Raw genomic sequence first — 23,349 nt, forward strand, 5'->3', positions numbered from 1 at the left:
TGACCCCTCCGTCGCCGTATGACGGCGACACCTCCCCAGCAGAGCTGGGGAAGAAGGTTCAATTCGCAACAGGCGCACCCATTGGACTACGTCGTCATCCTCCTGCTGCAGATCGGCAGCGCCATCGCGGGCCTGGTGCTGCTCAGCATCGGGCTCGCGGTGATCTTCGGCATGATGCGGGTGATCAACCTCGCGCATGGCGAGTTCCTGATGCTGGGCGGCTATGCCGCCATCACCGCGCACAACAAGGGCGTCAACCTCTGGATCGCGATGCTGGTGGTGGCGCCGCTCACCGTCGGCCTCTTCGGCGCGCTGGTCGAGCGGCTGGTGATTCGTCACCTCTACGGCCGACTGATCGACACCATGCTGGCAACCTGGGGGCTGAGCCTCGCCATGATCGGCTTCGTCACCGTGGTGTTCGGCAACACGGTGTCGGGCATCTCCGCGCCGCTCGGCAGCCTGTCGATCGGCGGCTACCGCACCGGCCGCTACGAGGTTTTCCTGATCGGCGTCGCGGCGCTGCTGCTGGTCGCGGGCTGGCTGGTTCTGCGCTACACGCGGCTCGGCCTGATCGCCCGTGGCACCATGCAGAACGCCGCCATGGCGGCGGCGCTGGGAACCAATCCCTCGGCCGTCTATGCCGTGACCTTCGCCGTCGGATCGGCGCTCACCGGCCTCGCCGGCGGCCTGCTGGCGCCGCTGTCGGGCGTGGTGCCGACGATCGGCGCGGCCTACATCGCCAAGGCCTTTATCACGGTGATCAGCGGCGGCGCCGCCATCCTGTCGGGCACGGCCATCGCCTCGGCGCTGCTCGGCGCGATCAACACGCTCACCACCTTCGCCTTCACCTCGGTGCTGGGCGAGGTGGCCCTGCTCGCCGCCGCCGTGGTGCTGCTGCGCCTGCTGCCGCAGGGCATCACCGGCCGCTTCTTCCGGAGAGCCCTGTGAATCGCAGGGCATTCGCATATGGAAAAAAATGCCGTCATCCCGAGCGGAGCCGCCCGAAGGGCGGCGCAGTCGGGGGACCTTTCTTGCCAATGCTGCAAGAAGAAAGGTCCCTCCACTACGCCTCGCTTCGCTCGGCTCCGGTCGGGATGACGCAGTCTCTTGCCATATGCGAATGCTCTGCTGTGATCCCGAAGGGGCCCATGAGTCGGAGGAGCGCGTGAAGCGCTGGGCCTCCCATCTCGGCAACCTCGCCGTGCTGATCGCGGGGCTCGGCGTGCTGTTCGGCCTGCCGGCCCTTGCCGAGACCTACCTGATCATCAACGCGACGATCTTCGCCGCCTTCGCCATCCTCGCCCTCTCGCTGGCGCTGATCTGGGGCTATGCCGGCATCCTGTGCTTCGGCCAGGCCGCCTTCTTCGGCCTGGGCGGCTACACCTACGCCGTCGCCGCCATCAATTTCGGCGAAACCACCGCGGCGGCGGCGCTGGCCGTGCTGCTGCCCACCATCTTCGCCGCGCTGCTCGGTTACTTCATGTTCTGGGGCCGGATCAGCGACGTCTATCTCGGCGTCATCACGCTGACCGTGTCATTGATCCTCTACCGCTTCGTCAACCAGACGGCGGGCGAGCAGTGGAACATCGGCGACGCGCCGCTCGGCGGGTTCAACGGCATCCCGGCGACGCCGATCCTCAACTGGCCGGGTCGGCCGGGCGACCAGCTCGCCCCCGAGGACATCTTCAGCCTGACGGTCGGCATGCTGCTGATCGCCTATTTCGCCTGCAAGATCCTGCTCGCCACGCGCTTCGGCCGCATCATCGTGGCGATCCGCGAGAACGAGACGCGGGCCGAGCTGCTGGGCTACGACGTGCGGCTCTACAAGCTCGCCGTCTTCATGGTCGGCGGCGCGCTCGCCGCCCTGTCGGGCCTGCTGTTCGCCAACTCGGTGTTCGTCAGCCCGACCATGTTCAGCCTGCCGGTGAGCGGGCAGATCATCATCTGGGTGATCATCGGCGGGCTGGGCACGCTGATCGGCCCGCTGATCGGCTGCATCCTGATGCAGGTCCTGACCAACCAGCTCGGCACCTTGAACCAGGTGAAGGGCTTCGCCTGGGTCGATCCCAACCTGGTGCTGGGCGTCCTGCTGGTTGTCTTCGTGCTGCTGGTGCCGCGCGGCCTGACCGGGCTCGCCACCGACGCCTGGCGGCGCCTGGCCGGCCTCGCCGGGCGCCAGCCGCCGCCGGCGGCGCAGCCGGCGCAGGAACGGGCCTCCAACCCATGAGCGAGCCGCTCCTGCAGACTCGCGGCCTCACCATGCGCTTCGGTGGCGTGGTCGCTGTCGACGGCGTCGACTTCGCCCTGCAGGAAGCCGAGCTGCGCTGCGTCATCGGCCCCAACGGCGCGGGCAAGAGCACTTTCTTCAAGTGCCTGACCGGCCAGCTGCGGCCGAGCGCCGGCGACGTGCTGTTCCGCGGCGCGCCGATCGCCGGCATCGGCAGCCATGCCATCGCCCGCCTGGGAGTCGGCATCAAGACCCAGGTGCCCAACGTGTTCGATGGTCTCTCGGCGCGCGACAACATATGGACGGCGGCGGCGCGGGTGGCGCCCGGCCGCATCGCCGACCAGCGCACCGATCAGGCCATGGAGCGGGTCGGCATCGCGGGCATCGCCGACCGCATCGTCGGCCAGCTCGCCCACGGCCAGCGCCAGCTGGTCGAGCTTGCCATGGTGATCGCGCCCGAGCCCGACCTGATCCTGCTCGACGAGCCCGCCGCCGGCATGACCGACGAGGAGGTCGACCGCCTGGTCGGCCTGATCGGCGAGCTCAACCGGCGCCATGCCCTGGTCGTGGTCGAGCACGACATGCAGTTCATCCGCCGCATCGCTCGCACCGTCACCGTGTTCCACCAGGGCGCCGTCCTGATCGAAGGCGACGTCGCGCGGATCATGACCGACGAGCGCGTGCGCGACGTGTATCTGGGCAAGCAGGCGGCGTGATGGCGTCGACGTCATCACTCAAGCGCTCCTCCCCACGCTTCGCGTGGGGAGGCGTCGCCGTCATACGGCGACGGAGGGGTCATGGCTGGGAGCGCGCCACTAAGCGCGCCACTCCAGTGGCGCTCTTCTTGTGGATCACACACCCCATGAGCGCCACGGGAGTGGCGCGCTCCCAGCCATGAGACTCATGACCCCTCCGCCCCGTATGACGGGGCACCTCCCCAGCGGAGCTGGGCAGGAGAAGAGACGCCCATGACCGCCCTCTTGGAAATCCACGGCCTCGCTTCGGGCTATCAGAAGATCCCGATCATCCAGGGCGTCAGCCTCGAGGTCGCGGCCGGCGAGTTCGTCGGCATCCTGGGGCACAACGGCATGGGCAAGACCACGCTGCTCCGGACCGTGGTCGGGCAGATTCCGGCGACTGCCGGCACGATCCGCTTCGACGGCCAGGCGATCGAGGGCCTGCCGTCGCATCGCCGCGCCCGGCTCGGCATCGGCTACGTGCCGCAAGGGCGGCAGATCTTTCCCGGGCTGTCGGCGCTCGACAACCTGCGCATAGGCGCGGCCAGCGCCGGCCTGGGCGACGAGGGGCTCGACGAGGTGATCGAGGCGCTGCCGCGCCTGAAGCCGATCCTGGGCCGCGCCGGCGGCGTGCTGTCGGGCGGCGAGCAGCAGATCCTGGCGCTCGCCCGCTGCCTGTGCGGCCAACCAAAGCTCATCCTGCTCGACGAGCCGACCGAGGGCATCCAACCCTCGATCATCGACGAGATCATCGACATCCTGCTGAGCCTCAAGGGCAAGCGCGGCCTCACCATCGTGCTGGTCGAGCAGAACCTCGAGTTCATCCGCCGGCTGTCCGACCGCGTGCTGATCATCCAGAAGGGCCGCATGACCGGCGAGATCCCGCCCGACCATCTGGGCGATGATGCACTCGTCGCCGAGTTCGTCGGCATGAGCACCCGCTAGCCTCAACACCCAGGAGGGAGGAGTCCCATGGCAAGCGTCAAACTGCCGACACCCGCCGAGCTGTCCAAGGTCGGCGCCGATCTCGGCATGAACCTGTCCGAGGCAGACGTCGCGTTCTTCCTCGAGACGATGGGCGGCAACGTCGCGGCCTACAACCTGCTCGAATCGCTGCCCGACAATCTGCCCCTGGTGAAGTACCCGCGCACGCCCGGCTACCGGCCGGAGGGCGAGGAGAACAAGTACAATCTCTGGTCCTGCAAGAGCGAGATCAAGGGTGCCTCGCGCGGCAAGCTCAAGGGCAAGCGTGCCGTCCTCAAGGACAATGTCTGCGTCGCCGGCCTGCCGATGATGAACGGCGCCTCGACGCTCGAAGGCTACGTGCCCGACGTCGATGCCACCGTGGTGACCCGCCTGCTCGACGCCGGCGCCACCGTGCTGGGCAAGGTCCATTGCGAGTATTTCTGCTTCTCGGGCGGCAGCCACACCTCCTCGCCGGGACCAGTCCACAATCCGCGCAAGCCCGGCTACTCGGCCGGCGGTTCGTCGTCGGGCAGCGCCGCCGCCATCGTCGCCGGCGAGGCCGACCTGGCGATCGGCGGCGACCAGGGCGGCTCGATCCGCATCCCGTCGGCCTATTGCGGCATCGTCGGGCTGAAGCCGACCTGGGGCCTGGTGCCCTACACCGGCATCATGCCGATCGAGCTCACACTCGATCACACTGGGCCGATGACCGGCACGGTCGCCGACAACGCGCTGATGCTCGAGGTCATCGCCGGGCCCGACGGGCTCGACCCGCGGCAGATGGGCTGCACCGTCGATGCCTACACCAAAGCGCTGGGCGGCAGCGCCGCCGGACTCAAGATCGGCATCGTCAAGGAAGGCTTCGGTCATCCGCAATCGGAGAAGGTGGTCGACGACCTGGTGAAGGGAGCGGCTGCACGCTTCACCAAGCTCGGCGCCACGGTCGAGGAGATCTCGATCCCGTGGCATCTCACCGGCATGGCGGTGTGGTCGGCAATCGCCCTCGAGGGCGCCACTTGGCAGATGATGCTGGGCAACGGCTACGGCTTCAACTGGAAGGGCCTCTATGTCACCAGCCTGGTCGACGCGCATTCGGCCTGGCGCCAGCGCGCCGACGAGCTGTCGGACACGCTCAAGACCACGATCCTGTTCGGCAAGTACGCACTCGACAAGTATCGCGGCCACTACTATGCCAAGGCGCAGAACCTGGCGCGCAGGCTGCGCGCCGCCTACGACACGGCTCTCGCCAACTACGACCTGCTGCTGATGCCGACCCTGCCGCTGCGTGCCACAAAGATTCCCGATCCGGCCGGCCCGCGCATGGACGCCATCAGTCGCGCCTTCGAGATGCTGCCCAACACAGCGCCGTTCGACGTCACCGGCCATCCGGCGATCACCCTGCCCTGCGGCATGAGCGAGGGTCTGCCCGCCGGCATGATGCTGGTCGGCAAGCACTGGAACGAGTCGACGATCTACCGCGCCGCCGACGCCTTCGAGACGAGCCACGACTGGAAATCGATCACGGTTTAGGCAACTCCGAGAACCAATGCTCGCGCCGGGCCACGAAATCGCTATAAGGTGGTCATGGCACAGCAGGTTTTCGGCAAGCACATGGTCTGGACGGTCGCTCCCGGCGGTACGGCGGAGGTGGGCTTGGGCTATTCGAGCCTGGCAGAGGCACAAGCGGAGGCCGTGAAGCTCGGCGAACGTGGCTACAAGATCCTGCGGATCGTCCCGACGGCACTGCCCAAGCCGAACTCATGAGCCGCGCGCTGCGCCGGCGCCCCACGACCGCCTCCGCCCAGGCTGCTCTAGAATTTTCAGTGTCTGGAGCACGACGATCCACTCGCGCGATTGCAGCCGAGCAGAACGTGCTCCAGAAGCCATGGTCGGCATACGCCGAACCAGGCGTTGGGTGACTGGACACGATTGCTCGCGGCATGCATCCTGCATCGAGCATTCCAGAGCCAACAGGGGAAGGCGAAGGGTCATGCTGCAGCGCTTACTGACGGGGGTCGCGTTGGCGACGGCGATTGCATCCGCAGCCATCGCGCAGGATCTGCCCAAAAGCCAATTCAAGGTGATTGGCCTCAACAGCCCGACGCCGGTGTCGATCCACGACGAGATACCATTCTGGCGCAAGACCATTCCCGAGGCGTCGAGGGGCGCGATCACCGCCGACATCACGCCGCTCGACCAGATGGGCATCGACGACAAGACCATGCTGCGCCTGCTGAAGCTCGGCGTCATGGACTTCGCGGCGATGGACATCTCCAAGATGGCCGGCGACGACCCGCGCTTCGAAGCCTGCGACCTCGCTGGCCTGACGCTCGATCCCGACAAGGCGCGCGCCGCCTGTGCCGCCTATCGCGACGTTATCGATCGCCAGATGCAGAAGAACTGGAATGCCAAGCTGCTCGCATACGGCGGCAACACGCCCCAGGTGTTCTGGTGCCGCGACGTGATAGGCGGGCTCGACTCCCTGAAGGGCAAGAAGGTGCGCGTGTTCAACAACACCATGCGCGATTTCCTGGCCGGCCTCGGCGCGACATCCGTCAGCATGGCCTTCGCCGAGGTCGTGCCGGCCCTGAACAACGGCGTCGTCGATTGCGGCGTCACCGGCAGCCTGTCGGGCAACACCGCCGGCTGGACTGAGGTGACGAAGTCGATCTACCCGATGTCGCTCGGCTGGAGCATCAACGTGCTGGCGGTCAACCTCGCCAGCTGGAAGCGCCTCGATCCCAAGACTCAGGCTTTCCTGCTCGAGCAGTTCAAGACCTACGAAGACAAGATGTGGCGGACCATCAAGACCACCACGGCCGAGGCCGAGAACTGCAACACCGGCAAGCAGCCCTGCACGATGGGCAAGCTCGCCAAGACCACCATCGTGCCGGTCAAGACCGAGGAAGCGGCCACCCACAAGAAGCTGGTCGAGGGCGCCGTGCTGGCCGGCTGGGCCAAGCGCTGCGGCGCTGCCTGCGCCAAGGAGTGGAACGACACGGTCGGCAAGGCACTCGATCTCAAGGCGCCGACGCCCTAGCCTCGCTTTGGAAGCGAAACAGCAGTTGACCGTGTCGCCAGGGAACGAACGACCGTGAGCGGCGTGCGGCGCATCGCCCGGTGGGGTCTGTGGTTCGGCGGCTCGCTGGTCCTGTTGTCCGCGTTCCTGATCGGCATCGACGTGCTCCTGCGCAAGTTCCTCGCCCTGTCGATCGGTGGCGCGGACGAGTTGGCGGGCTACGCCCTGGCGATCGGCACAGCGTGGGGACTGGGTGCGGCTCTGCTCGACCGGGCGCACATCCGCATCGATTCGCTGTACGTGCTGTTCGCCCAGAAGGTTCGCTTGTCCCTCGACCTCGCGGCCATGGTCATGCTGCTCGGCTTCTTCGCCCTGGTGCTGTGGCACGGCTGGGGCGTCCTGGCGCAATCCTGGACCTCTGACTCGCGCAGCCAGTCGGCATTGGAGACGCCGACGGTGATTCCGCTCAGCCTGTGGATCGCGGGTCTCGTGGCGTTCATCGCCGTGGGTGTTGCGCTACTGGTGCAGGCGTTCCGGCTGATGGCGGCCGGGGACCTGTCGGGCGCCGCCCGCCTGATCAGCACCCGGTCGGCGGAGGAAGAGGTCGAGGACGAGATCCGCGACCTCCAGCAGCGCCAGGCCCGCGAGAGCGGCGGCTAACCCCGTGCTCGGCATCACGCTCGCGATCCTGATCGGCCTGCTCGCCCTCGCCGTGCCGGTGGCCGCCGGGCTGGGCGTGCTCGGCCTCACGCTGTCGGCGATCTACTCGAAGCTGCCGCTGTCGCTGGCCATGGGCGAGATCGCCTGGGGGACGTCGAACAACTTCCTGCTGGTGGCGATCCCGTTCTTCGTGCTGCTGGGCGAGATCCTGCTGCGCTCGGGTATGGCCGAGCGCATGTACAACGCCCTGGTGCTGTGGGTGCCGTGGCTGCCCGGCGGGCTGATGCATTCCAACATCGCCGCCTGCGCCATGTTCGCCGCGACCTCGGGCTCGAGTGTGGCGACCGCGGCGACCATCGGCACCGTGGCGCTCGGCGAGGTGGAGAAGCGCGGCTATTCCGAACGGCTGTTCCTCGGCACCATCGCCGCCGGCGGCACGCTCGGCATCCTCATCCCGCCGTCGATCAACATGATCGTCTACGGCGTGCTGACGGACACCTCGATCCCCAAGCTCTATCTCGCGGGTTTCGTTCCCGGCCTCGTCCTCGCTGCGCTGTTCAGCCTGACGGTGGTGGTGATCTGCGTGGCGCGGCCCAGGCTCGGCGGCGCGCCAACGTCGGCGACTTGGCAGCAGCGCCTGGCCGCTTTGCCGGATCTGTTGCCGCCTCTCATCATCTTCCTGGCAGTGATCGGCTCGATCTATGCCGGATGGGCGACCGCCACGGAGTCGGCAGCGCTTGGCGTCATCGCTGCCGTCGCCATTGCCGCCTGGCACCGTCGGCTCACCCTGCATACCCTGCTCAACGCCTTCGAGGGCACGATGCGCACGACCGCCATGATCATGGCGATCCTGCTCGCCGCGTATTTCCTCAACTTCGTCATCACCTCGATCGGCCTCACCGGCCGTGTCAACGGCTTCATCACCAGCCTCGGACTCGGCAAGCTCGAGCTGCTGGTCGTCGTGGTGATCTTCTATTTCATCCTCGGCATGTTCATGGAAACGCTGTCGATGATGGTGGCGACCGTGCCGATCATCGCCCCGATCATGTTCAAGGCCGGCTACGACCCGGTGTGGTTCGGCATCGTCATCATCATCCTCATGGAGCTGGCGATGATCACGCCGCCGGTCGGCATCAACCTCTACGTCGTCCAGGGACTGCGCAAGCGCGGCCGCATCGACGACGTGATCATCGGCGCCGCGCCCTTCGTCCTCACCATGATGCTGATGCTGGTGGTGCTGTCGGTGTGGCCGGAAATCGCCCAATGGCTGCCGGCCATGGCGGCGACGTGATGCGCTCCTGAGCGGCGTATATGAATGCGCCACGAACGATCGGCTGCCGCGTCTCGAAGCTCGATGGCGCCCGAATCTTCGACATCTACGAAGGCACCGGCGAGAATCGCCACTTGATCGCAGCGCGCTGGCACCTCGGCTGTTCCGCCACGGAGCTTGCCTGGGCCACCTCTCGCGCACTATCACGGACAGGCGGAACACCTCTCCGTACCGCCTGAACGGGCTTTTGCCCGAACAGCGCGCATGGGCGATGGCCTGCTCCCACAAGGCAGCGCAGAATGGCGGCGGATGGCACAAGAACAGCACGGCGTTGCGCGCAATGCCGGGGGACCGCAAGTGGCGTACGAGGCCGACGTCGTCGTGGTCGGCGCCGGCCCGGGCGGATTTGCGGCGGCGTTGCAGGCGGCGCGCATGGGCGTTCGCGTGCTGGTGGTCGAGAAGCTCGACATGCCCGGCGGCGTGCACACGTCCGGGCTCCAGGGCTCGGCCGGCGCCGGCGTCGGCGGCATCCACAGCGAGCTCATGGAGCGGTTCGCCGCCGAGGGCTACGTCTTCACCGCCAGCCAGGACAGCCATCCGGACTGGGCCGGCAACCCGGTCTCGCACTACGAGCAGCTGAAGAAGGCCGGGGACCCGTTCGCCCGCATGACCTTCAATCCGGAAGGCGCCGGCTGCGTCATGGCGCAGATGCTGCACGAGGCCGGCGCCCGTGTTCTGTACGACACCCGCTTCGTCGGCTGTATCGTCGATGACGGCCCAGGCGACAGCACGATCAAGGCGATCATCGTGGAGAACGCCAGCGGCCGTCAGGCGATCGTCGGGCGCCTCTTCATCGACGGCTCCGGCACCGCCGAGCTGGTCGCGAAGGCGGGAGCGCCGTTCGTCCGGGGCGGCGGCCCGCAGCCGGCCACCGCCGACTGGGACGGCATCGACCGGCCCGTCCCCGGCGGCCTGCTGTGGACCATGAGCGGGATCGACTTCGCCGCCCTGGCGCGTCACCAGCAGCACGCCAAGGATCCCATGCTGCACAAGGCGATGGCCGAAGCGCGCGTGGCCGGCGATCTGCCGGCGGGCCTCTACAGGCCACGCATGGGCGGCAAGGGCGTCTACGGGTCGATGTATATCGGCCATCCCACGATCGACATGAGCCCGATCTCCACCGACGGCACCTACGTGCTGTGGCAGAACGTGCCCTACGAGATGGCTCTGCACATGGACGAGAATGCCGAGGACAACAGCACGGCGATCCGCCTGCTCCGCGGCTTCATCAATGCCGAGGCGCAGTTCCTGAAGAAGTACGTCCCGGGCTTCGAGAAGGCGGCGATCGCCTCGATCGGCCGCTATGTCGGCGTGCGCGACGGCCGGCACCCGATCGGCGAGCACGTCCTCTGCCTGGAGGACGTGCGCGCCGGCCGGCGCTTCCGCGACGCGGTGACCCGCCCCATGACCAAAGTGTTCTTCTGGGACAACCACAAGGCCTACGAGTTCGAGGTGCCGTTTCGATGCTTCCTGCCGAAGAAGATCGACAACATGATCCTGACAGGCGCCTCGCTGTCCTTCACTTACCAGAGCCTGTTCATGGTGATGCGCAATTTCCCCTGGGTCACGCAGACCGGGGAGATCGCCGGCTTCGCCGCCGCCCGCTGCATCGAGAAGAAGGTGGGACCGAAGGAGCTGGCGTGGACGGCGCCGTATTTCTAGCGGGATAGGAGAAGCCCGATGCCGACCCGTCTGATGATCCTGAACGGCCCGAACCTCAACCTGCTGGGCATCCGCGAGCCGCACATCTACGGCCGCACGACCCTGGCGGAGATCGAGGCCGCCTGCCGCGCCTGCGCCAGCTTGCTCGACGTGTCGCTGGCCTTTCATCAATCCAACCACGAAGGGCAGATCGTCGATCTCATCCAGGCAGCACGGACCGAGGCGGACGCGCTCATCATCAACCCGGCGGCGCTCTCCTTCACGTCGATCTCGATCATCGACGCGCTGAAGGTGTTCGAGGGCCCGATCATCGAGCTGCACGTCTCCAACATCCACGCCCGCGACGAGCTGCATCGCCATTCCAAGACCTCGACCGCGGCCACGGCGGTGATCTGCGGGCTCGGTCCCTACGGCTACATCGCCGCCATGCTGGCGGCCGTGCAACGGCTGGGCAAGGTGCCCGACACGCTGCCGCCGGTGCTGCGCAACACGCCCGGATGACGCCAGCAAGAACTCGATCACGCGAAGCCCTCGCTGACGATGATCGCCACGATCTGCATCTGGTCGGACATCGTGATGGCGCCGCTGTAATGGTTGGGGTGATCTCATCGCTGGGAGCGCGCCACTCCGAAGGCGCTCATGGGCTGTGTAATCATCGTGAAGAGCGCCATCGGAGTGGCGCGCTCCCAGCGCATGACCATCAAAGATGGCACTTATGAGTGGCGCGCCCCCAGCGAAAGACTGACGTCCGGAGCGCAGCAAGGAGCTTTGAAGGGCTCAGCTACAGGCTGATCACGATGTTGCCGCCCTCGTCGCGCTCGGCGCGGGTGCCGGGCGGAACGACGCAGGTGGCGTCGTATTCCTCGATGATCAGCGGGCCTGCGCGGCTCGCAGCAAGGTCGGCGCGGCCCAGCACGGGCGTGTCGAGCCAGCCGTGCCTGTCGCCGAACCACGCCTTGCGCGAAGACGGCTTCGCGGCGGCCACGCGGCTCGGTGCGGCGCGCTGCAGGGCGCTGCCGTCGTCGCGCAGGCCGGCGCCGACCAGCTGGATGGCCACCAGCTCGACCGGCTCCTCGGGGCCGGCGCGATGGCCATAGGTGCGCTCGTGCTCGGCGCCGAACGCCTCCTCGAGATGCTTCAGCATGGCGGCGTCGATCGGGCCGTCAGGCACCGCCACCGTGAGCTCGTAGCTCTGGCCCTTGTAGTGCAGCGCCGCCGAGCGGCTGAGCCGCGCCGCCGCCCCGGTAAACCCCTCGGCGGCAAGCTGCCCGCTTGCCTGGCGCGCCATCTCCCGCCACGCCGCATCGATCTCCGCTGCATCCGACTGGCGCAGCAGGCGGCGGAAGGTCCGGGCATAGTGATGCTCGACGTCGGCGTAGAGCAGGCCGAAGGAGGAGAACAGCCCGGCCGACGGCGGCACCACCACGCGGTCGATGCCGAGCTCGGCCGCCATGCCGGCGGCGAACAAAGGGCCGTTGCCGCCGAAGGCGAACAGCGAGAACTCGCGCGGATCGCGGCCGCGCTCGGTCGACACCGCCTTGATGGCGCGGATCATGTTGGAGGCGACGATCAGGTGCGCGCCGTAGGCCGCGCGCTCGACCGGCATCCCGAGCGGGCCGGCGATTTTCTCGGCGAAGGCCAACCGCGCCTTCCCGGCGTCGAGCTTCAGCGCGCCGCCCACCAGGTGCGCGGGGTTGATGTAGCCCAGCAACACGTTGGCGTCGGTGATGGTGGGCACCGTGCCGCCCAGGCCGTAGCACACGGGCCCGGGCACGGCGCCGGCGCTCTCCGGCCCGGCCTGCAGCGCGCCGCCGGCATCGATCCAGACATGCGAGCCGCCGCCCGCCCCCACCTCGGCAAGATCGATCGCCGGCACCTTGAGCGTATAGCCGGCGCCGGTCAGCAGCCGCGAGCCGATCATGATACCCGCGCCGACGGCATATTCCTGGGCGCGCGCCACCTGGCCGTCCTCGACCATCGAGGCCTTGGCGGTCGTGCCGCCCATGTCGAAGGTGATGATCTTGCCGAGGTCCTTGGCGCGGGCCAGCGCCTGGGCCCCGACCACGCCGCCGGCCGGCCCCGATTCGATGATGTTCATCGGACGCTCGGCCGCCGCCGCATCCGTCGTCAGCCCGCCGTTCGACTGCATCAGCAGCAGGCGCGCCGGGATGCCGGCGGCATCGAGCCCCTTGCGCAACGCCCGCAGGTAGGTGGCGACGATCGGCATCACGTAGGCGTTGATCACCGTCGTCGAGGTGCGCTCGTACTCCTTGATCTCCGGCAGCACCTCGAACGACAGGCTTTTGGGCAGATGCGGCGCCTTGCGCTCGAGGATGCGCTTCAGCATCACCTCGTGCGCCGGATTGGCGAAGGAATTGAGCAGGCAGACGGCAATCGCCTCGACACCCTCGCCAAGCAGCGCATCGACGGCGCGCTCGGCATCGGCCGGATCGAGGGCGCGGTCGACATGGCCACGATGGTCGATCCGCTCGTCGACCACCTTGCGCAGGTAGCGCTCGACCAGCGGCGGCGGCTTGGTCCAGCCGAGATCGTAGAGCCTGGGCATGCGCAGGGTGCGGATCTCCAGCACGTCGCGGAAGCCCTTGGTGGTGATCAGACCGACCCGCGCGCCCTTGTGCTCGAGGATGGCATTGGAGGCGACGGTGGTGCCGTGGCGGATCTCCTCGATCGCGGTGCCGCCAAGGCCCGCCTCGGCGAACATCTCGGCGAGGCCGTCGACGATCGCCTGGGCGTAGTTGCCGACGCTCGACGAGATCTTCCTGGTGAGCACGGTGCCGTCGGAGCCGAGCAGCACGATATCCGTGAAGGTGCCGCCGATATCGACACCGGCGCGATACGTGACGGGCATCGGGGCTACTCCGCGGCGCGCCGCAGAGCGGTCTCGGGATCGTCGCGCTGAACTTTCGGCACGTCGCGCCAGCCTCGGGCGCGCCTGATCTCCTCGCGGCGACGGGCCGTCGCGGTGGCGTCGACCGTCCAGGCGGCGAGGTCGATCACCACGCCGTAATCGGCCAGCGCCTTCTGGGGCGACAGGAGCTCGTTCCTCACATCGCGCAGCACGGCGGCCGGATCGCGCTCCAGCGGATCGCCCCAGCCGCCGGCGCCGGCCAGGATGTGGCGGAACACCTGGCCCTTCGTGATCGTCATGGTGAGCTTGGAGGGCAGCAGGCGGTTCTCGCCATCGGGATCGAGGCGGTTCTCCGACGGCGCGCCGGGGCTGCCGCCATAGAGGCCGAACGGCCGGTGGTCGCGCCGGTCGGAGCGGACCTGCAGCATGCCCTCGCCTTCGAGGAAGCGGTAATCGCGCAGGAACGGCACGCCGCCGCGGTACTTGCCCGCGCCGGCGCGGTCGGCGACGAACTCGTAGGCGGTGAGCTGGATCGGCTGCTCGGCCTCGGTGACCTCGATCGAATGCGAGGCCATGTTGGCGAACATGTGCGAGTTGCCGTCGAGCCCGTCGGCCCATGGCCTCGCCCCCCAGGCGCCGCAGGTGAAATCGACGTAGACGAACGGCTTGCGCTGCCCGTCGTAGCCGCCGATCGAGATGCCGGTATTGCCGCCGTCGCCCGCCGCCTTGACCTTGTCGGGCAGCATCATGGCGAGCGCGCCGAACATGCAGTCGACCATGCGAAAGCCGGTGAGGCCGCGCGCCGCGCAGGCCGCCGGCAGCACGCCGTTGCCGACCGTGCCGGGCGGACAGATCACCTCGATGGCACGGAACACGCCCTCGTTGTTGGGGATGCCGGGCGGCAGCACCGAGCGCACGCCGCAATAGGAGGCCGCCTTGGTGAAGGAGAGCGTGTTGTTGATCGCCCCCTTGACCTGCGGGTTGGTGCCGGTCCAGTCGATCGCCATGTGCCCGCCCGTCTTGCGGATGGTCACGAACAGCCGGATCGGCTTGCCGTAATCGACGCCGTCGTCGTCGATCCAGTCCTCGAAGCTCCATTCGCCGTCGGGCAGCTGGGCGATCGCCGCACGTGTCAGCCGCTCGGCGTAGTCGATCACTTCCTTCAGGTAGAATTTGGTCTGCTCCGGCCCGTAGCGGCCGACCAGCTCGGCGAACTGCTTCTCGCCGATATGGCAGGCGGCAAGCTGGGCGCGCAGGTCACCCATCAGCTGGACCGGCAGTCGGACGTTCTTCTCGAGGAACGTCACGATGGTCTTGTTGAGCTTGCCCGCCTCGTAGAGCTTCATCGGCGCGATGCGCAGGCCCTCGGCGTAGATCTCGGTCGAGTCCGAGGCGTTGGAGCCGGCGACGCGGCCGCCGACATCGATGTGATGGCAGACGGTGCAGGCGAAGGCCAGCCGCTCGCCCTGGTGATAGAGCGGCTTCATGACGAAGATGTCGGGCAGGTGCATGCCGCCGTCGAACGGATCGTTCATGATGAAGACGTCGCCCGGCGCCATATCGTCCTTGAAATGACGCATGATGGCGTCCATCGCCGTCGGCACCGAGCCGAGATGGCCCGGCAGGGTCAGGCCCTGGGCCGCGAGCTTGCCGTCGGCGTCGGCAAAGCCCGTGGAATAATCCATGTTGTCCTTGAGCACGCCCGAGTAGGTGGTGCGGAACACCGTCAGCGCCATCTCGTCGGCAATCGAGAAAATGGCATTCTTGAACAGCTCGAGCGCAATCGGGTCGTGAATGGGGGCCACCGGCAATTCCTCTTCTGTCCTTCATTTCACTGCAAGTCGCGCGCCACTGGCAAGGTCAAGCCTCATGCGGACCGCGGGCGTCCCGCCCGCTCATGCTCAAGGTCATGCCTCATGCGGACCGCGGGCGTCCCGCCCGCTCATGAATCGTGAGCGTGAGCGGGCGGGACGCCCGCGGTCCGCATGACTACGCCGGCCCCACCTCGACCGCCGTATCGTTGAAGCACGCGCCTTGCGCGAGATCGGCGCGCTGGTCGGACGAGACCAGGGCGGAGATCGTCTGGCCGGTGCGGCTGGTCGAGAGCCAGGCGCCCTTCTCGCTGGCCACCACGCCCGGCGGGACGTCGTCGGTCACCTCGAGCGGCAGGATCACCTCGCCGAGGTCGTTCCACACCCGCACCTCGGCGCCCGAGGCGAGATTGCGCGCCGCGGCATCGCGCGGATTCATGTGCAGCTTGGGCGCCGCACGCGAGCCCGCGTGGTCGCCGAGCGTCGAGGAGATGCGCTTGTCCGACGCCGGCGAGATCAGCATCAGGGGATGCGACGACCGAGGCGGCTGCCAGTCTGGCAGCCGGGCGGCCGCGCCCCAGCGCCCGGCCAGCGTCTCCGACACAAGCTCGATCTTGCCCGAGGGCGTCGCCGGGAAGACGTTGTCGAACAGGACCATCGGCTTGCCGTCGGCGGCGGTCATCTGCAGCGCCCTGTCGGTCGGGATCTCGCTCGGACGCAGGCCCTTGAGCCGCGGGTCGGCGGCATCGACGGCGTCGTCCATCAGCTCGGCGTCGGTCGCCTTGAAGCAGGGCTCGTCGAAGCCGAAGCGGGCCGCCAGGCGACGGAAGATCTCGGTGTTGGGCAGCGCCTCGCCGAGCGGCGCGATCACCGGCTCGGCGCGCTGCAGCCAGTGATGGCCGTACGACGGATAGAGGTCGGCGTGCTCGAAGTTGGTCGCCGCCGGCAGCACGATGTCGCAATAAGCCATGCTCTCGGTCATGGTGAGCTCGATCCCGACCGCGAAGACATCGGGCCGCGCCAGCCCGCGGCGCATGCGGTTCTGGTCCGGGTGCACCACGACCGGATTGTGGTTGTAGATGAAGAGCGCGCGCAGCGGCGGATCGATGTCCTCCAGAGCGAGATGACGGCCGACATCGTTGATCACCAGGGTGCGGGTCCCCGGCGGCGCCAGGTCGGGTCGTTGCAGCTTCGCCGGAGTCTTGGGAAAGGAATTGCCGGCGCCGAGCACGATGCCGCTGCCCTTGCCGAGTCGACCCAGCAGCGCCGGCAGGGCGATGGCGGCGCGAATGCCGCTGCCGCCGTTGCGGCCGCGTTCGAGGCCGTTGCCCATCGCCAGGACCAGCGGATCGGCCTCGGCGAGCCAGCGCGCGAAGGTCAGGATGTCGCTCTCGCGCAGGCCGCACGCGGCGGCCGCCCGCGCCACCGGCCACTGCCGGGCGCGCGCCATGAACGCGTCGAAGCCCAGGACATGGTCGGCAATGAAGGCCGTATCGAACGCGCCGCTGCGCTCGAGCTCGGTGGCGACCGACCAGGCGAGCAGCACGTCGGTGCCGGGCAGCACGGCGAGATGAAGGTCGGCCTGCTCGGCGATCTTGCAGCGCATCGGATCGATCACCACCAGCCGGCCGCCGGCGCGCTTGGCGCGGCGGGCGCCGCGCACGACATGGAGATTGCTGACCGTGGCGTTGTTGCCCCACACCACGTTGAGCTTCGCGTGCTCGGCGAACTCGGGCGGACAGCCGGCGACGGCGCCGTAGGTTCCCGCCCAGGCCTGGCTGCGCACGCCGCCGCACAGCGCCTGGCGGTAGAGCTGGGTGGCGCCCAGCCGATGGAAGAAGCGCGACGACATGCTGTCGTAGGCGAGGAAGCCGTGCGGGCCGGCGTAGTTCAGCGGCAGCACCGCCTGCGGCCCCCAGCGATCGATGACGGCGCTCACCCCCGCATGGATCTCGTCGAGCGCCGTCTGCCAGGAGAGGCGCTCGTACTGGCCGGAGCCCTTGGGCCCGACGCGGCGCAGCGGATGCTGCAGGCGCTGCGGGCCGTGCACGAACGCGGTCATGTCGTGCGCGACCTTGTTGCAGATCACGCCGGCCGTATAGGGCAGCGCCCGCGAGCCGCGCACCTTGACGATGCGGCCGTCCTCGACGCCGACCGTGAGGCTGCAGGTATCGGGGCAATCGAAGGTGCAGACGGTGGCGCGCTCGATGACGGGCTGTTCAGTGACGGACATGGGGTTCCTCCGGGGCGCGGTGCTGGGGCGGTCCACTCTCCTCCTCTCAGTCTAGGCCGATCCGGGAGAACTTTCCGCAAGCGGGTCTGATGGGAGAGCGCCAGGAAGTCGGGGCCATGCCCGATCCAGAACAGAACGACCCCGCATTTCTGCGTCCGGTGCGTTCGGTGCGTTCGAAACCCTTCGGAATCAACGGGTTGGCCGAACGCAGGCGTGCGGTCGCCTGCGTTCGGATCGCCGTTCTGCGTTCGGGGTCCTGCTGGCATCGAGAGTCGGCCTGAAATCTTGCGTCATTTGCGTCACAGCGTCATTTCCGTTTGATCTCAACCGCTTGCGCGTGACTCAAGCGGACGACGTTGCGTCGGCGATGCTGGTTGTGTCGGGCGGCGCATGATCCGGACCCGACACTCACGGTCTTCCGGACCGCGGGCGTCTCGCCCGCTCATGCTCATGATCATGAGCGGGCGAGACGCCCGCGGTCCGGAAGTGAGGAAGCCCCCCGCGTTGAGTTTCGTGGTGGGCACTCATGCGCGCCACGCTAGCGAAGCCGCGTCGGAAGTCACCATGCGCCAGCCGCATTGGACGATTGCGGCCACGACATCGAGTGCACCTGATAGCACAACCCTCATCGGCATTGCCGGGGAGACGCCCAGCGCGCCCGTAAGTGGCGCTCATGCGGACCGCGGGCGTCCCGCCCGCTCATGATCATGAAGATGAGCGGGCGTGGCGCGGCGCGGTTTACCGCGCCGTTGCCCGCGGTCCTGAAGAGGATGAGCGGGCGGGACGCCCGCGGTCCGGAAGACCATGAGCGCCACTTACGGCGGAGTTTACTCCGTCTGTTGTGACGTGCTCCCGGAACATTTTCATGGGACGCGGCCGGGAAGGCGTTATCGTGTCGAAAGGCAGCCCAGAGGGAGGAGAGTACCGTGAAGGTGGGATTCATCGGCGTCGGCAACATGGGCGGCCCCATGTGCCGCAACATCGTCAAGCGCAGCAATCACCAGGTGACCGTATTCGACCTGAACGCCAGCGCCGTGAAGGCGTGCACCGATCTCGGCGCCACGGCGGCGGGATCGGTCGCCGAGGCGACCGTCGGCGCGGACCTGGTCATGACCTCGCTGCCCATGCCCCGCGACGTCGAGGCCGTCGCCCTGGGCGACAAGGGCATCCTCGCCAGCATCAAGCCCGGCCAGACCTACATCGACCTCAGCACCAACGCCCCGTCGATGGTGAAGAAGATCGGCGCGGCGATGGCGGCCAAGGGCATCGCCATGCTCGACGCGCCGGTGAGCGGCGGCACGACCGGCGCCGAGGCCGCGACCATCGCCATCATGGTGGGCGGCGACAGGAAGGTGTTCGACGACGCCCTGCCGGTGCTGCAGTCGTTCAGCGCCAACGTGATCCACATGGGCGGGCTGGGCACCGGCACGGTCGCCAAGCTGGTCAACAACATGCTGTCGTTCTGCAACATGGCCGCCCTCACCGAAGGCATGATGCTGGGCACCAGGTACGGCCTCGATCCGGACAAGCTGCTCAACGTCATCGCCAGCTCGAGCGGCAACTCGAATGCGATACGGAACTTCACCCTGCGCGCGCTGCCGGGCAAATACTCCCCGCCCTCCTTCGCCCTCGACCTCGCCTACAAGGACCTGCACCTCGCCCTCGAGCTCGGCGATGAGCTCGGCGTGCCGCTGCCGCAGGGTTCCTCGACCCACACCCTGCAGCGCCTGGCGCGCGGTATGGGCTTCGGCGGCGACGACAGCACTTCCGTGCTGCGCGTCTACGAGACGATGCTGAACCACAAGGTCAAGCCGTGACCCTCTTGGGTCAAAACCCAATACCGGGAAGACCAGGACGTCGTCGTCGACGTCCGGTCCAATGCAGAGCACGACAGGCTGGCTGGTTATGTGTCGGAATTCATGCGGCGAACCCCGCCTTGCGAATGCCGCAGATCAGATGCTCGCGGTCTTCGGCGCGGAGTTCTCGGAGTTCACTCAACGGGAGCGACAGGAGAACGCGGAAACGCTCGCCAAAACGCTCCATCGCGTCGGCATGCACGATACGCGCCTCGTCGACCTGGCCCGTTTGCCCGAGAGCGGCAATCAGCGTGTTGTAAGGCGGTCGGAAGGTCGAGAACGAGTGGCGCAACTGTCGAGCGACCCTGATCGAAGCGACATAGTCCTCAGCACAGTAGTGTGCCCTCGCGATGAAATGTAACCACAAGGGGATGAGAGGATCGAATGGGCTGAGACGAATTGCCGTCTGCAGAGGCTCGATCGCGTCCCGAGGCCGGCCTCCCCAGAGGCGTGCGCCCCCTACGGCGCCGTGGGCCGCGGCAGAATTGGGATCGAGGCCGACCGCGAGATCGGCCTCGGCAAGGCTCTCCGCATGCGACCCCGTCATCCAGAGGGCGCGCGCCAGAACAGCATGTGCCGTGGCATCCGTCGCGTCGTTCTTGATCGCGTTCCCCGCGTGCTCGAACGCATATGGGATATTCGCGCTTCGAAGATCCGGGCGGAAGAGCGTGACTTCATTGAGGTAGGTCAGGGCCAGCGCGGAATCCGCCCTGGCGAATCGCGGATCGAGCTCGATCGCGCGCGCAAAAAAGCCACGGGCCTTCGTGTTCTCTCCAGCCTCGGCATTCGCGAGATGCCACATTCCGCGGTGGTAGCATTCCCAGGCGCCCATCCGTTCCGGCGCCTCGTGCGCCGCGCGCTCTCGCTCGTTGCGCTCGACCGCTGGCTCGATCGCCCCGCAAACCATTGCGGTTATCTCGTCCTGGACGGAGAAAACGTCTTCCACGTCGCGGTCGAAGTGCTCGGCCCAGATATGCCAGCCTGTAGCAACATCGACGAGCCGGGTCGTCACCCGTATCCGGCTGCCCGCCTTTCGCGTGCTGCCTTGCAGGACATAGCGCACGCCGAGCGTGCGACCGATGTCTTCGACCGACGTTGCCTCGCCCTTGTAAGCGAAGCTCGAAGTTCGCGCGATGACGAGCAGCGTCCGCGATCTCGACAGCTCCGTAATCATGTCCTCGGCGATGCCGTCGGAAAAATACTCCTGCTCGGGATCACCGCTGGCGTTCGTGAAGGGAAGCACGGCGATGGCTGGTCGCTCTGGTCGCTTGGGCAGCGCCGGGGCCGCGCGCGAGGGCCCGCGGCTTTCACCCAGCGGCGGCTCATCCGTCGCAACGGCCGGTTCGAGGCCGTGCAACTGGCTGCGCACGTCGCCGACAAAGCGCAAGCCCTTGCGCGTAATCGTGCGAATCAGCTTCTGGTCCTGGCCGCTGTCGCCGATCGCCTTCCGCGCGGCGTGGATACGGCTCGTCAGCGCCGCCTCCGATACGATCCGGCCGCCCCAGACCGAAGCGATGAGATCGTCCTTCGTGACGACGCGGTTACGGTTCTGCAACAGGCAAATCAGTACGTCCAGCACTTGCGGCTCGACGGCAATTGCGTCTGCACCGCGGTGCAGTTCACGCCGGTCGGTGTCGAGCGTATGGTCGGCAAAGAGAAATTGCACCTTGCTGCTCCCCGGTTGGCCGTTCCGGCTCTCTCGCCGCATTCCGACCTTGAACAGAAGCGAACGCTGGCGCGCCATCGGTACTCACCAAACCGACGTTTGCACCAGACTCGTCCCGGCAATGAGTGTCGCGCCTGCTGCTCGGCCATGAGAGGACGACCGATCAGCAGTTTCTCTCTCGAAGTCACGGCAATCAGATCGATGTTTGCTCGAGAGCCGATCTGACGGGGTCGCTGTACCGATACAATGTTTCCTGGTCATGTCGCACCAGCAGCACATTGTATCGTGTGTGTCGCGCTGTCTTGGAGCGGTCTACCGCCGAGGAAGCACGTGGTCGTGGCCGGTCTCGAATGCCGGCAACCGGGCGGCCATGTGCGCCGACCCGAAGCAAACGTCAAAAAGTGTTAGCCTGGCGGGCAACCGCCACCGTTCGCGGATCATCGACATCGACCCTTAGGTGCTCGGTCGGCTGCGGCGTCGCCGTCATCAGGGAGACGCCGTTCGGCGCCACGAACTGATGCCACGTGTGCTGCGGCACGATCACCATCATGCCGCGCCTGAGCGTGATCGACTGGCGGCCCGCGTCGGTCAGCAGGCGCAGCTCGGTCTCGCCGTCGAGCACCTGCACGATCTCATCCCCCTGGGGATGGCGCTCCCAGGCCGAAATGCCGGAGAACTTGGCGACGAAGATCGCCCCGTCGCGGTACGGCGCCAGGCGTCCGAAGGCGCCGGCGCGATCGGCCTCGGTCGAGGTCGGCGTGCGCCCCTCGAGCATGGTCAGCTTGGAGAGTTCGCTCGCGAGATCAACGACGACGGTCATGGGATCCTCCGCCACTCGAGGGGTTGGCGCACTGCAGGGCGCCACGCGCGACGATGCTTGTCCAATCGATTGGAGACAAGCCCTGCCCGACACCTTGCCATCACCTGGTCCTGCCCCCGGCGATCCTTGCGGGCGTATTGCGGAGATTAACAGCCAGCCGTTACCGCAAGAGAGCGCGCATCTCGTCGAGGCGCGACACCGGCATGTTGCCGCCACCCAGGACAGCCACATGCCGCCCGTCACGCGCTTTCATCGCCCGCAGGGCCGCGGCGAGTCCGACCGCGCCGCCGGGCTCGACGATCATCTTCATGTCCTCGGCGGCCAGCAGCACGGCACGGGCTATCTCGGCCTCGCTCACCAGCTCGATGTCGTCGACGAAACGGCGGATCAACGGAAAGGTAAGATTGCCCAGTCGCTGGACCTTGATGGCGTCGGCGACGCTGCCGCTTGGTGCGGGCAGCGCAACGAGGCGTCCTTCGCGGAAGGAGCGAAAGGCATCGTTCTCGCTTTCGGGCTCGACGCCGACGATCCGGATCTCGGGGCGGGTCTGCTTCAGCGCCGCGGCCACACCCGAGATGAGGCCGCCGCCGCCGATCGGGACATAGACGCTCGTTGGCGTCGCGATCGGCAGGTCCTCGGCGAGCTCGAGGCCGATCGTTCCCTGGCCGGCGATGATGGCCAGGTCGTCATAGGGTGGGACGATCATCAGGCCCTGCTCGGCCGCAAGTCGTTCAGCGAGAGCCCGCCGGGCGTCGGAGCTCGGCGCAGCGTTGACCACGCGCGCGCCCCAGCGTTCGGTGGCGACGACCTTCGACGCAGGCACGTCGGGCGACATCACGATCGTCGCGGACGCCCCGCAGTCGCGCGCCGCCTTGGCAACGGCCTGCGCATGGTTTCCCGTGGAATAGGCGACGACGCCGCATCGCCGCTCCTCCGGCGTCAGTGCGGAGAGGCGGTAGGTAGCTCCGCGAATCTTGAAGGAACCCGTCGGCAGGAGGTTTTCCGCCTTGACGAACAGGCGGCCGGGTCGCGCTCGACCATCGTGCAGTTCCAGGCAGGGAGTCCGCGGCAATCCGCTCAGCGACAACACCCTTTGTGCGTCACGGATCCGTTCCAGGGCAAGCAAGGGAGGCGCGTCGGTCACGGGGGGCGGCCTATACCGGATGCGCGTCTTGCCGGCAAGATATCGCGACGGGCTGCGCCGGCCCGAAGCTGCGATGCAAGCACGTTTTGCTAGACTACCCGACTGCGGCTGATGCGGGCGATCAAGAGAATGTCTGATCTTGGTCCGATGTCACCCAGGCGCGATGTCAGGACCGCTTCGAGGGGTAAAGCGGACGTAACGCCGCGTGACTTTCAATTCCGTGTCTGACCCGAAACGGACATGTCTGCAGACCCATCCCCAAGCGCTGTTCGCGTGCCTTTCGGTCGACGCATCAAGGCTGAGGCCGGGGTGTCTCTGCAACGCTCTCGGGCAGGATTGGGTAAACCAC

18 protein-coding genes are annotated in these 23,349 nt (G+C 67.4%); 12 read left to right on the forward strand and 6 right to left on the reverse strand.

Features of this window, described 5'->3' with window-relative positions:
* Positions 1-81: 81 nt before the first annotated feature.
* The 11 genes from AB7O82_RS07445 to AB7O82_RS07495 all read left to right on the forward strand — a co-directional run bounded on the left by AB7O82_RS07445 (position 82) and on the right by AB7O82_RS07495 (position 11,102).
* The gene (locus AB7O82_RS07445) at positions 82-948 is read left to right on the forward strand and encodes a branched-chain amino acid ABC transporter permease (protein ID WP_428542563.1); all 867 of its coding nucleotides are present in this window, start codon (positions 82-84) and stop codon (positions 946-948) included.
* A gap of 217 nt (positions 949-1,165) precedes the next feature.
* Positions 1,166-2,227 (forward strand): branched-chain amino acid ABC transporter permease, encoded by a 1,062-nt coding sequence (locus AB7O82_RS07450; protein ID WP_428542566.1) that lies wholly within the window; start codon positions 1,166-1,168, stop codon positions 2,225-2,227.
* Positions 2,224-2,943, forward strand: a complete 720-nt coding sequence (locus AB7O82_RS07455) for an ATP-binding cassette domain-containing protein (RefSeq protein WP_428542569.1) — start codon at positions 2,224-2,226, stop codon at positions 2,941-2,943. The genes AB7O82_RS07450 and AB7O82_RS07455 overlap by 4 nt, the downstream gene beginning before the upstream one ends.
* A 252-nt stretch (positions 2,944-3,195) precedes the next feature.
* Entirely contained in the window at positions 3,196-3,909 is a 714-nt protein-coding gene (locus AB7O82_RS07460; protein WP_428542571.1) for an ABC transporter ATP-binding protein, read from the forward strand.
* A 27-nt stretch (positions 3,910-3,936) separates the two neighbouring features.
* Positions 3,937-5,460, forward strand: coding sequence for an amidase (locus tag AB7O82_RS07465; protein WP_428542574.1), 1,524 nt, complete (start codon positions 3,937-3,939; stop codon positions 5,458-5,460).
* 54 nt (positions 5,461-5,514) lie between these two features.
* Positions 5,515-5,694: a hypothetical protein gene (locus AB7O82_RS07470; protein ID WP_428542577.1), complete on the forward strand. Its 180-nt coding sequence runs from the start codon at positions 5,515-5,517 to the stop codon at positions 5,692-5,694.
* Between the two features lie 226 nt (positions 5,695-5,920).
* A complete protein-coding gene (locus AB7O82_RS07475; protein ID WP_428542580.1) occupies positions 5,921-6,970 on the forward strand; it encodes a TRAP transporter substrate-binding protein in 1,050 nt (349 codons plus the stop codon).
* 54 nt (positions 6,971-7,024) lie between these two features.
* Entirely contained in the window at positions 7,025-7,609 is a 585-nt protein-coding gene (locus AB7O82_RS07480) for a TRAP transporter small permease subunit (protein WP_428542583.1), read from the forward strand.
* 4 nt (positions 7,610-7,613) lie between these two features.
* The gene (locus AB7O82_RS07485; RefSeq protein ID WP_428542586.1) at positions 7,614-8,900 is read left to right on the forward strand and encodes a TRAP transporter large permease; all 1,287 of its coding nucleotides are present in this window, start codon (positions 7,614-7,616) and stop codon (positions 8,898-8,900) included.
* Between the two features lie 288 nt (positions 8,901-9,188).
* Complete coding sequence (locus AB7O82_RS07490) at positions 9,189-10,601, forward strand: FAD-dependent oxidoreductase (protein WP_428542589.1); 1,413 nt, start codon at positions 9,189-9,191, stop codon at positions 10,599-10,601.
* 18 nt (positions 10,602-10,619) lie between these two features.
* Positions 10,620-11,102, forward strand: a complete 483-nt coding sequence (locus tag AB7O82_RS07495; RefSeq protein WP_428542592.1) for a type II 3-dehydroquinate dehydratase — start codon at positions 10,620-10,622, stop codon at positions 11,100-11,102.
* Positions 11,103-11,382: 280 nt separating this feature from the next.
* Here the strand turns inward: AB7O82_RS07495 and AB7O82_RS07500 are convergent, their stop codons facing one another.
* The 3 genes from AB7O82_RS07500 to AB7O82_RS07510 form a co-directional block, all read right to left on the reverse strand.
* On the reverse strand, positions 11,383-13,470 hold the full coding sequence (locus tag AB7O82_RS07500; RefSeq protein ID WP_428542595.1) for a hydantoinase/oxoprolinase family protein: 2,088 nt from the start codon (positions 13,468-13,470) through the stop codon (positions 11,383-11,385).
* A gap of 5 nt (positions 13,471-13,475) precedes the next feature.
* On the reverse strand, positions 13,476-15,275 hold the full coding sequence (locus AB7O82_RS07505; protein ID WP_428542598.1) for a hydantoinase B/oxoprolinase family protein: 1,800 nt from the start codon (positions 15,273-15,275) through the stop codon (positions 13,476-13,478).
* A 184-nt stretch (positions 15,276-15,459) separates the two neighbouring features.
* Positions 15,460-17,514, reverse strand: coding sequence for a molybdopterin-containing oxidoreductase family protein (locus AB7O82_RS07510; protein WP_428619036.1), 2,055 nt, complete (start codon positions 17,512-17,514; stop codon positions 15,460-15,462).
* Positions 17,515-18,440: 926 nt separating this feature from the next.
* Between AB7O82_RS07510 and AB7O82_RS07515 the strand changes: the two genes are divergently transcribed.
* A complete protein-coding gene (locus tag AB7O82_RS07515) occupies positions 18,441-19,331 on the forward strand; it encodes an NAD(P)-dependent oxidoreductase (RefSeq protein WP_428619040.1) in 891 nt (296 codons plus the stop codon).
* Positions 19,332-19,431: 100 nt separating this feature from the next.
* Here AB7O82_RS07515 and AB7O82_RS07520 read toward each other — a convergent pair whose 3' ends face one another.
* The 3 genes from AB7O82_RS07520 to AB7O82_RS07530 all read right to left on the reverse strand — a co-directional run bounded on the left by AB7O82_RS07520 (position 19,432) and on the right by AB7O82_RS07530 (position 23,000).
* On the reverse strand, positions 19,432-21,114 hold the full coding sequence (locus AB7O82_RS07520; protein ID WP_428554631.1) for a winged helix-turn-helix domain-containing protein: 1,683 nt from the start codon (positions 21,112-21,114) through the stop codon (positions 19,432-19,434).
* Positions 21,115-21,430: 316 nt separating this feature from the next.
* A complete protein-coding gene (locus AB7O82_RS07525) occupies positions 21,431-21,856 on the reverse strand; it encodes a cupin domain-containing protein (RefSeq protein ID WP_428619043.1) in 426 nt (141 codons plus the stop codon).
* A 160-nt stretch (positions 21,857-22,016) separates the two neighbouring features.
* On the reverse strand, positions 22,017-23,000 hold the full coding sequence (locus tag AB7O82_RS07530) for a threonine ammonia-lyase (RefSeq protein WP_428554626.1): 984 nt from the start codon (positions 22,998-23,000) through the stop codon (positions 22,017-22,019).
* Between the last annotated feature and the right edge of the window lie 349 nt (positions 23,001-23,349).

The sequence above is a fragment of the Reyranella sp. genome, from assembly GCF_050185545.1.
Classification (GTDB): Bacteria; Pseudomonadota; Alphaproteobacteria; order Reyranellales; family Reyranellaceae; genus Reyranella.

What these genes read in the sequence shown, in the direction of transcription:
- AB7O82_RS07495 (WP_428542592.1), top strand. Translation starts at nt 10,620, where the DNA reads ATGCCGACCCGTCTGATGATCCTGAACGGCCCGAACCTCAACCTGCTG.
- AB7O82_RS07475 (WP_428542580.1), top strand. Translation starts at nt 5,921, where the DNA reads ATGCTGCAGCGCTTACTGACGGGGGTCGCGTTGGCGACGGCGATTGCA.
- AB7O82_RS07465 (WP_428542574.1), top strand. Translation starts at nt 3,937, where the DNA reads ATGGCAAGCGTCAAACTGCCGACACCCGCCGAGCTGTCCAAGGTCGGC.
- AB7O82_RS07470 (WP_428542577.1), top strand. Translation starts at nt 5,515, where the DNA reads ATGGCACAGCAGGTTTTCGGCAAGCACATGGTCTGGACGGTCGCTCCC.
- AB7O82_RS07455 (WP_428542569.1), top strand. Translation starts at nt 2,224, where the DNA reads ATGAGCGAGCCGCTCCTGCAGACTCGCGGCCTCACCATGCGCTTCGGT.
- AB7O82_RS07460 (WP_428542571.1), top strand. Translation starts at nt 3,196, where the DNA reads ATGACCGCCCTCTTGGAAATCCACGGCCTCGCTTCGGGCTATCAGAAG.
- AB7O82_RS07490 (WP_428542589.1), top strand. Translation starts at nt 9,189, where the DNA reads ATGGCACAAGAACAGCACGGCGTTGCGCGCAATGCCGGGGGACCGCAA.
- AB7O82_RS07510 (WP_428619036.1), bottom strand. Translation starts at nt 17,514, where the DNA reads ATGTCCGTCACTGAACAGCCCGTCATCGAGCGCGCCACCGTCTGCACC.
- AB7O82_RS07500 (WP_428542595.1), bottom strand. Translation starts at nt 13,470, where the DNA reads ATGCCCGTCACGTATCGCGCCGGTGTCGATATCGGCGGCACCTTCACG.
- AB7O82_RS07520 (WP_428554631.1), bottom strand. Translation starts at nt 21,114, where the DNA reads ATGGCGCGCCAGCGTTCGCTTCTGTTCAAGGTCGGAATGCGGCGAGAG.
- AB7O82_RS07525 (WP_428619043.1), bottom strand. Translation starts at nt 21,856, where the DNA reads ATGACCGTCGTCGTTGATCTCGCGAGCGAACTCTCCAAGCTGACCATG.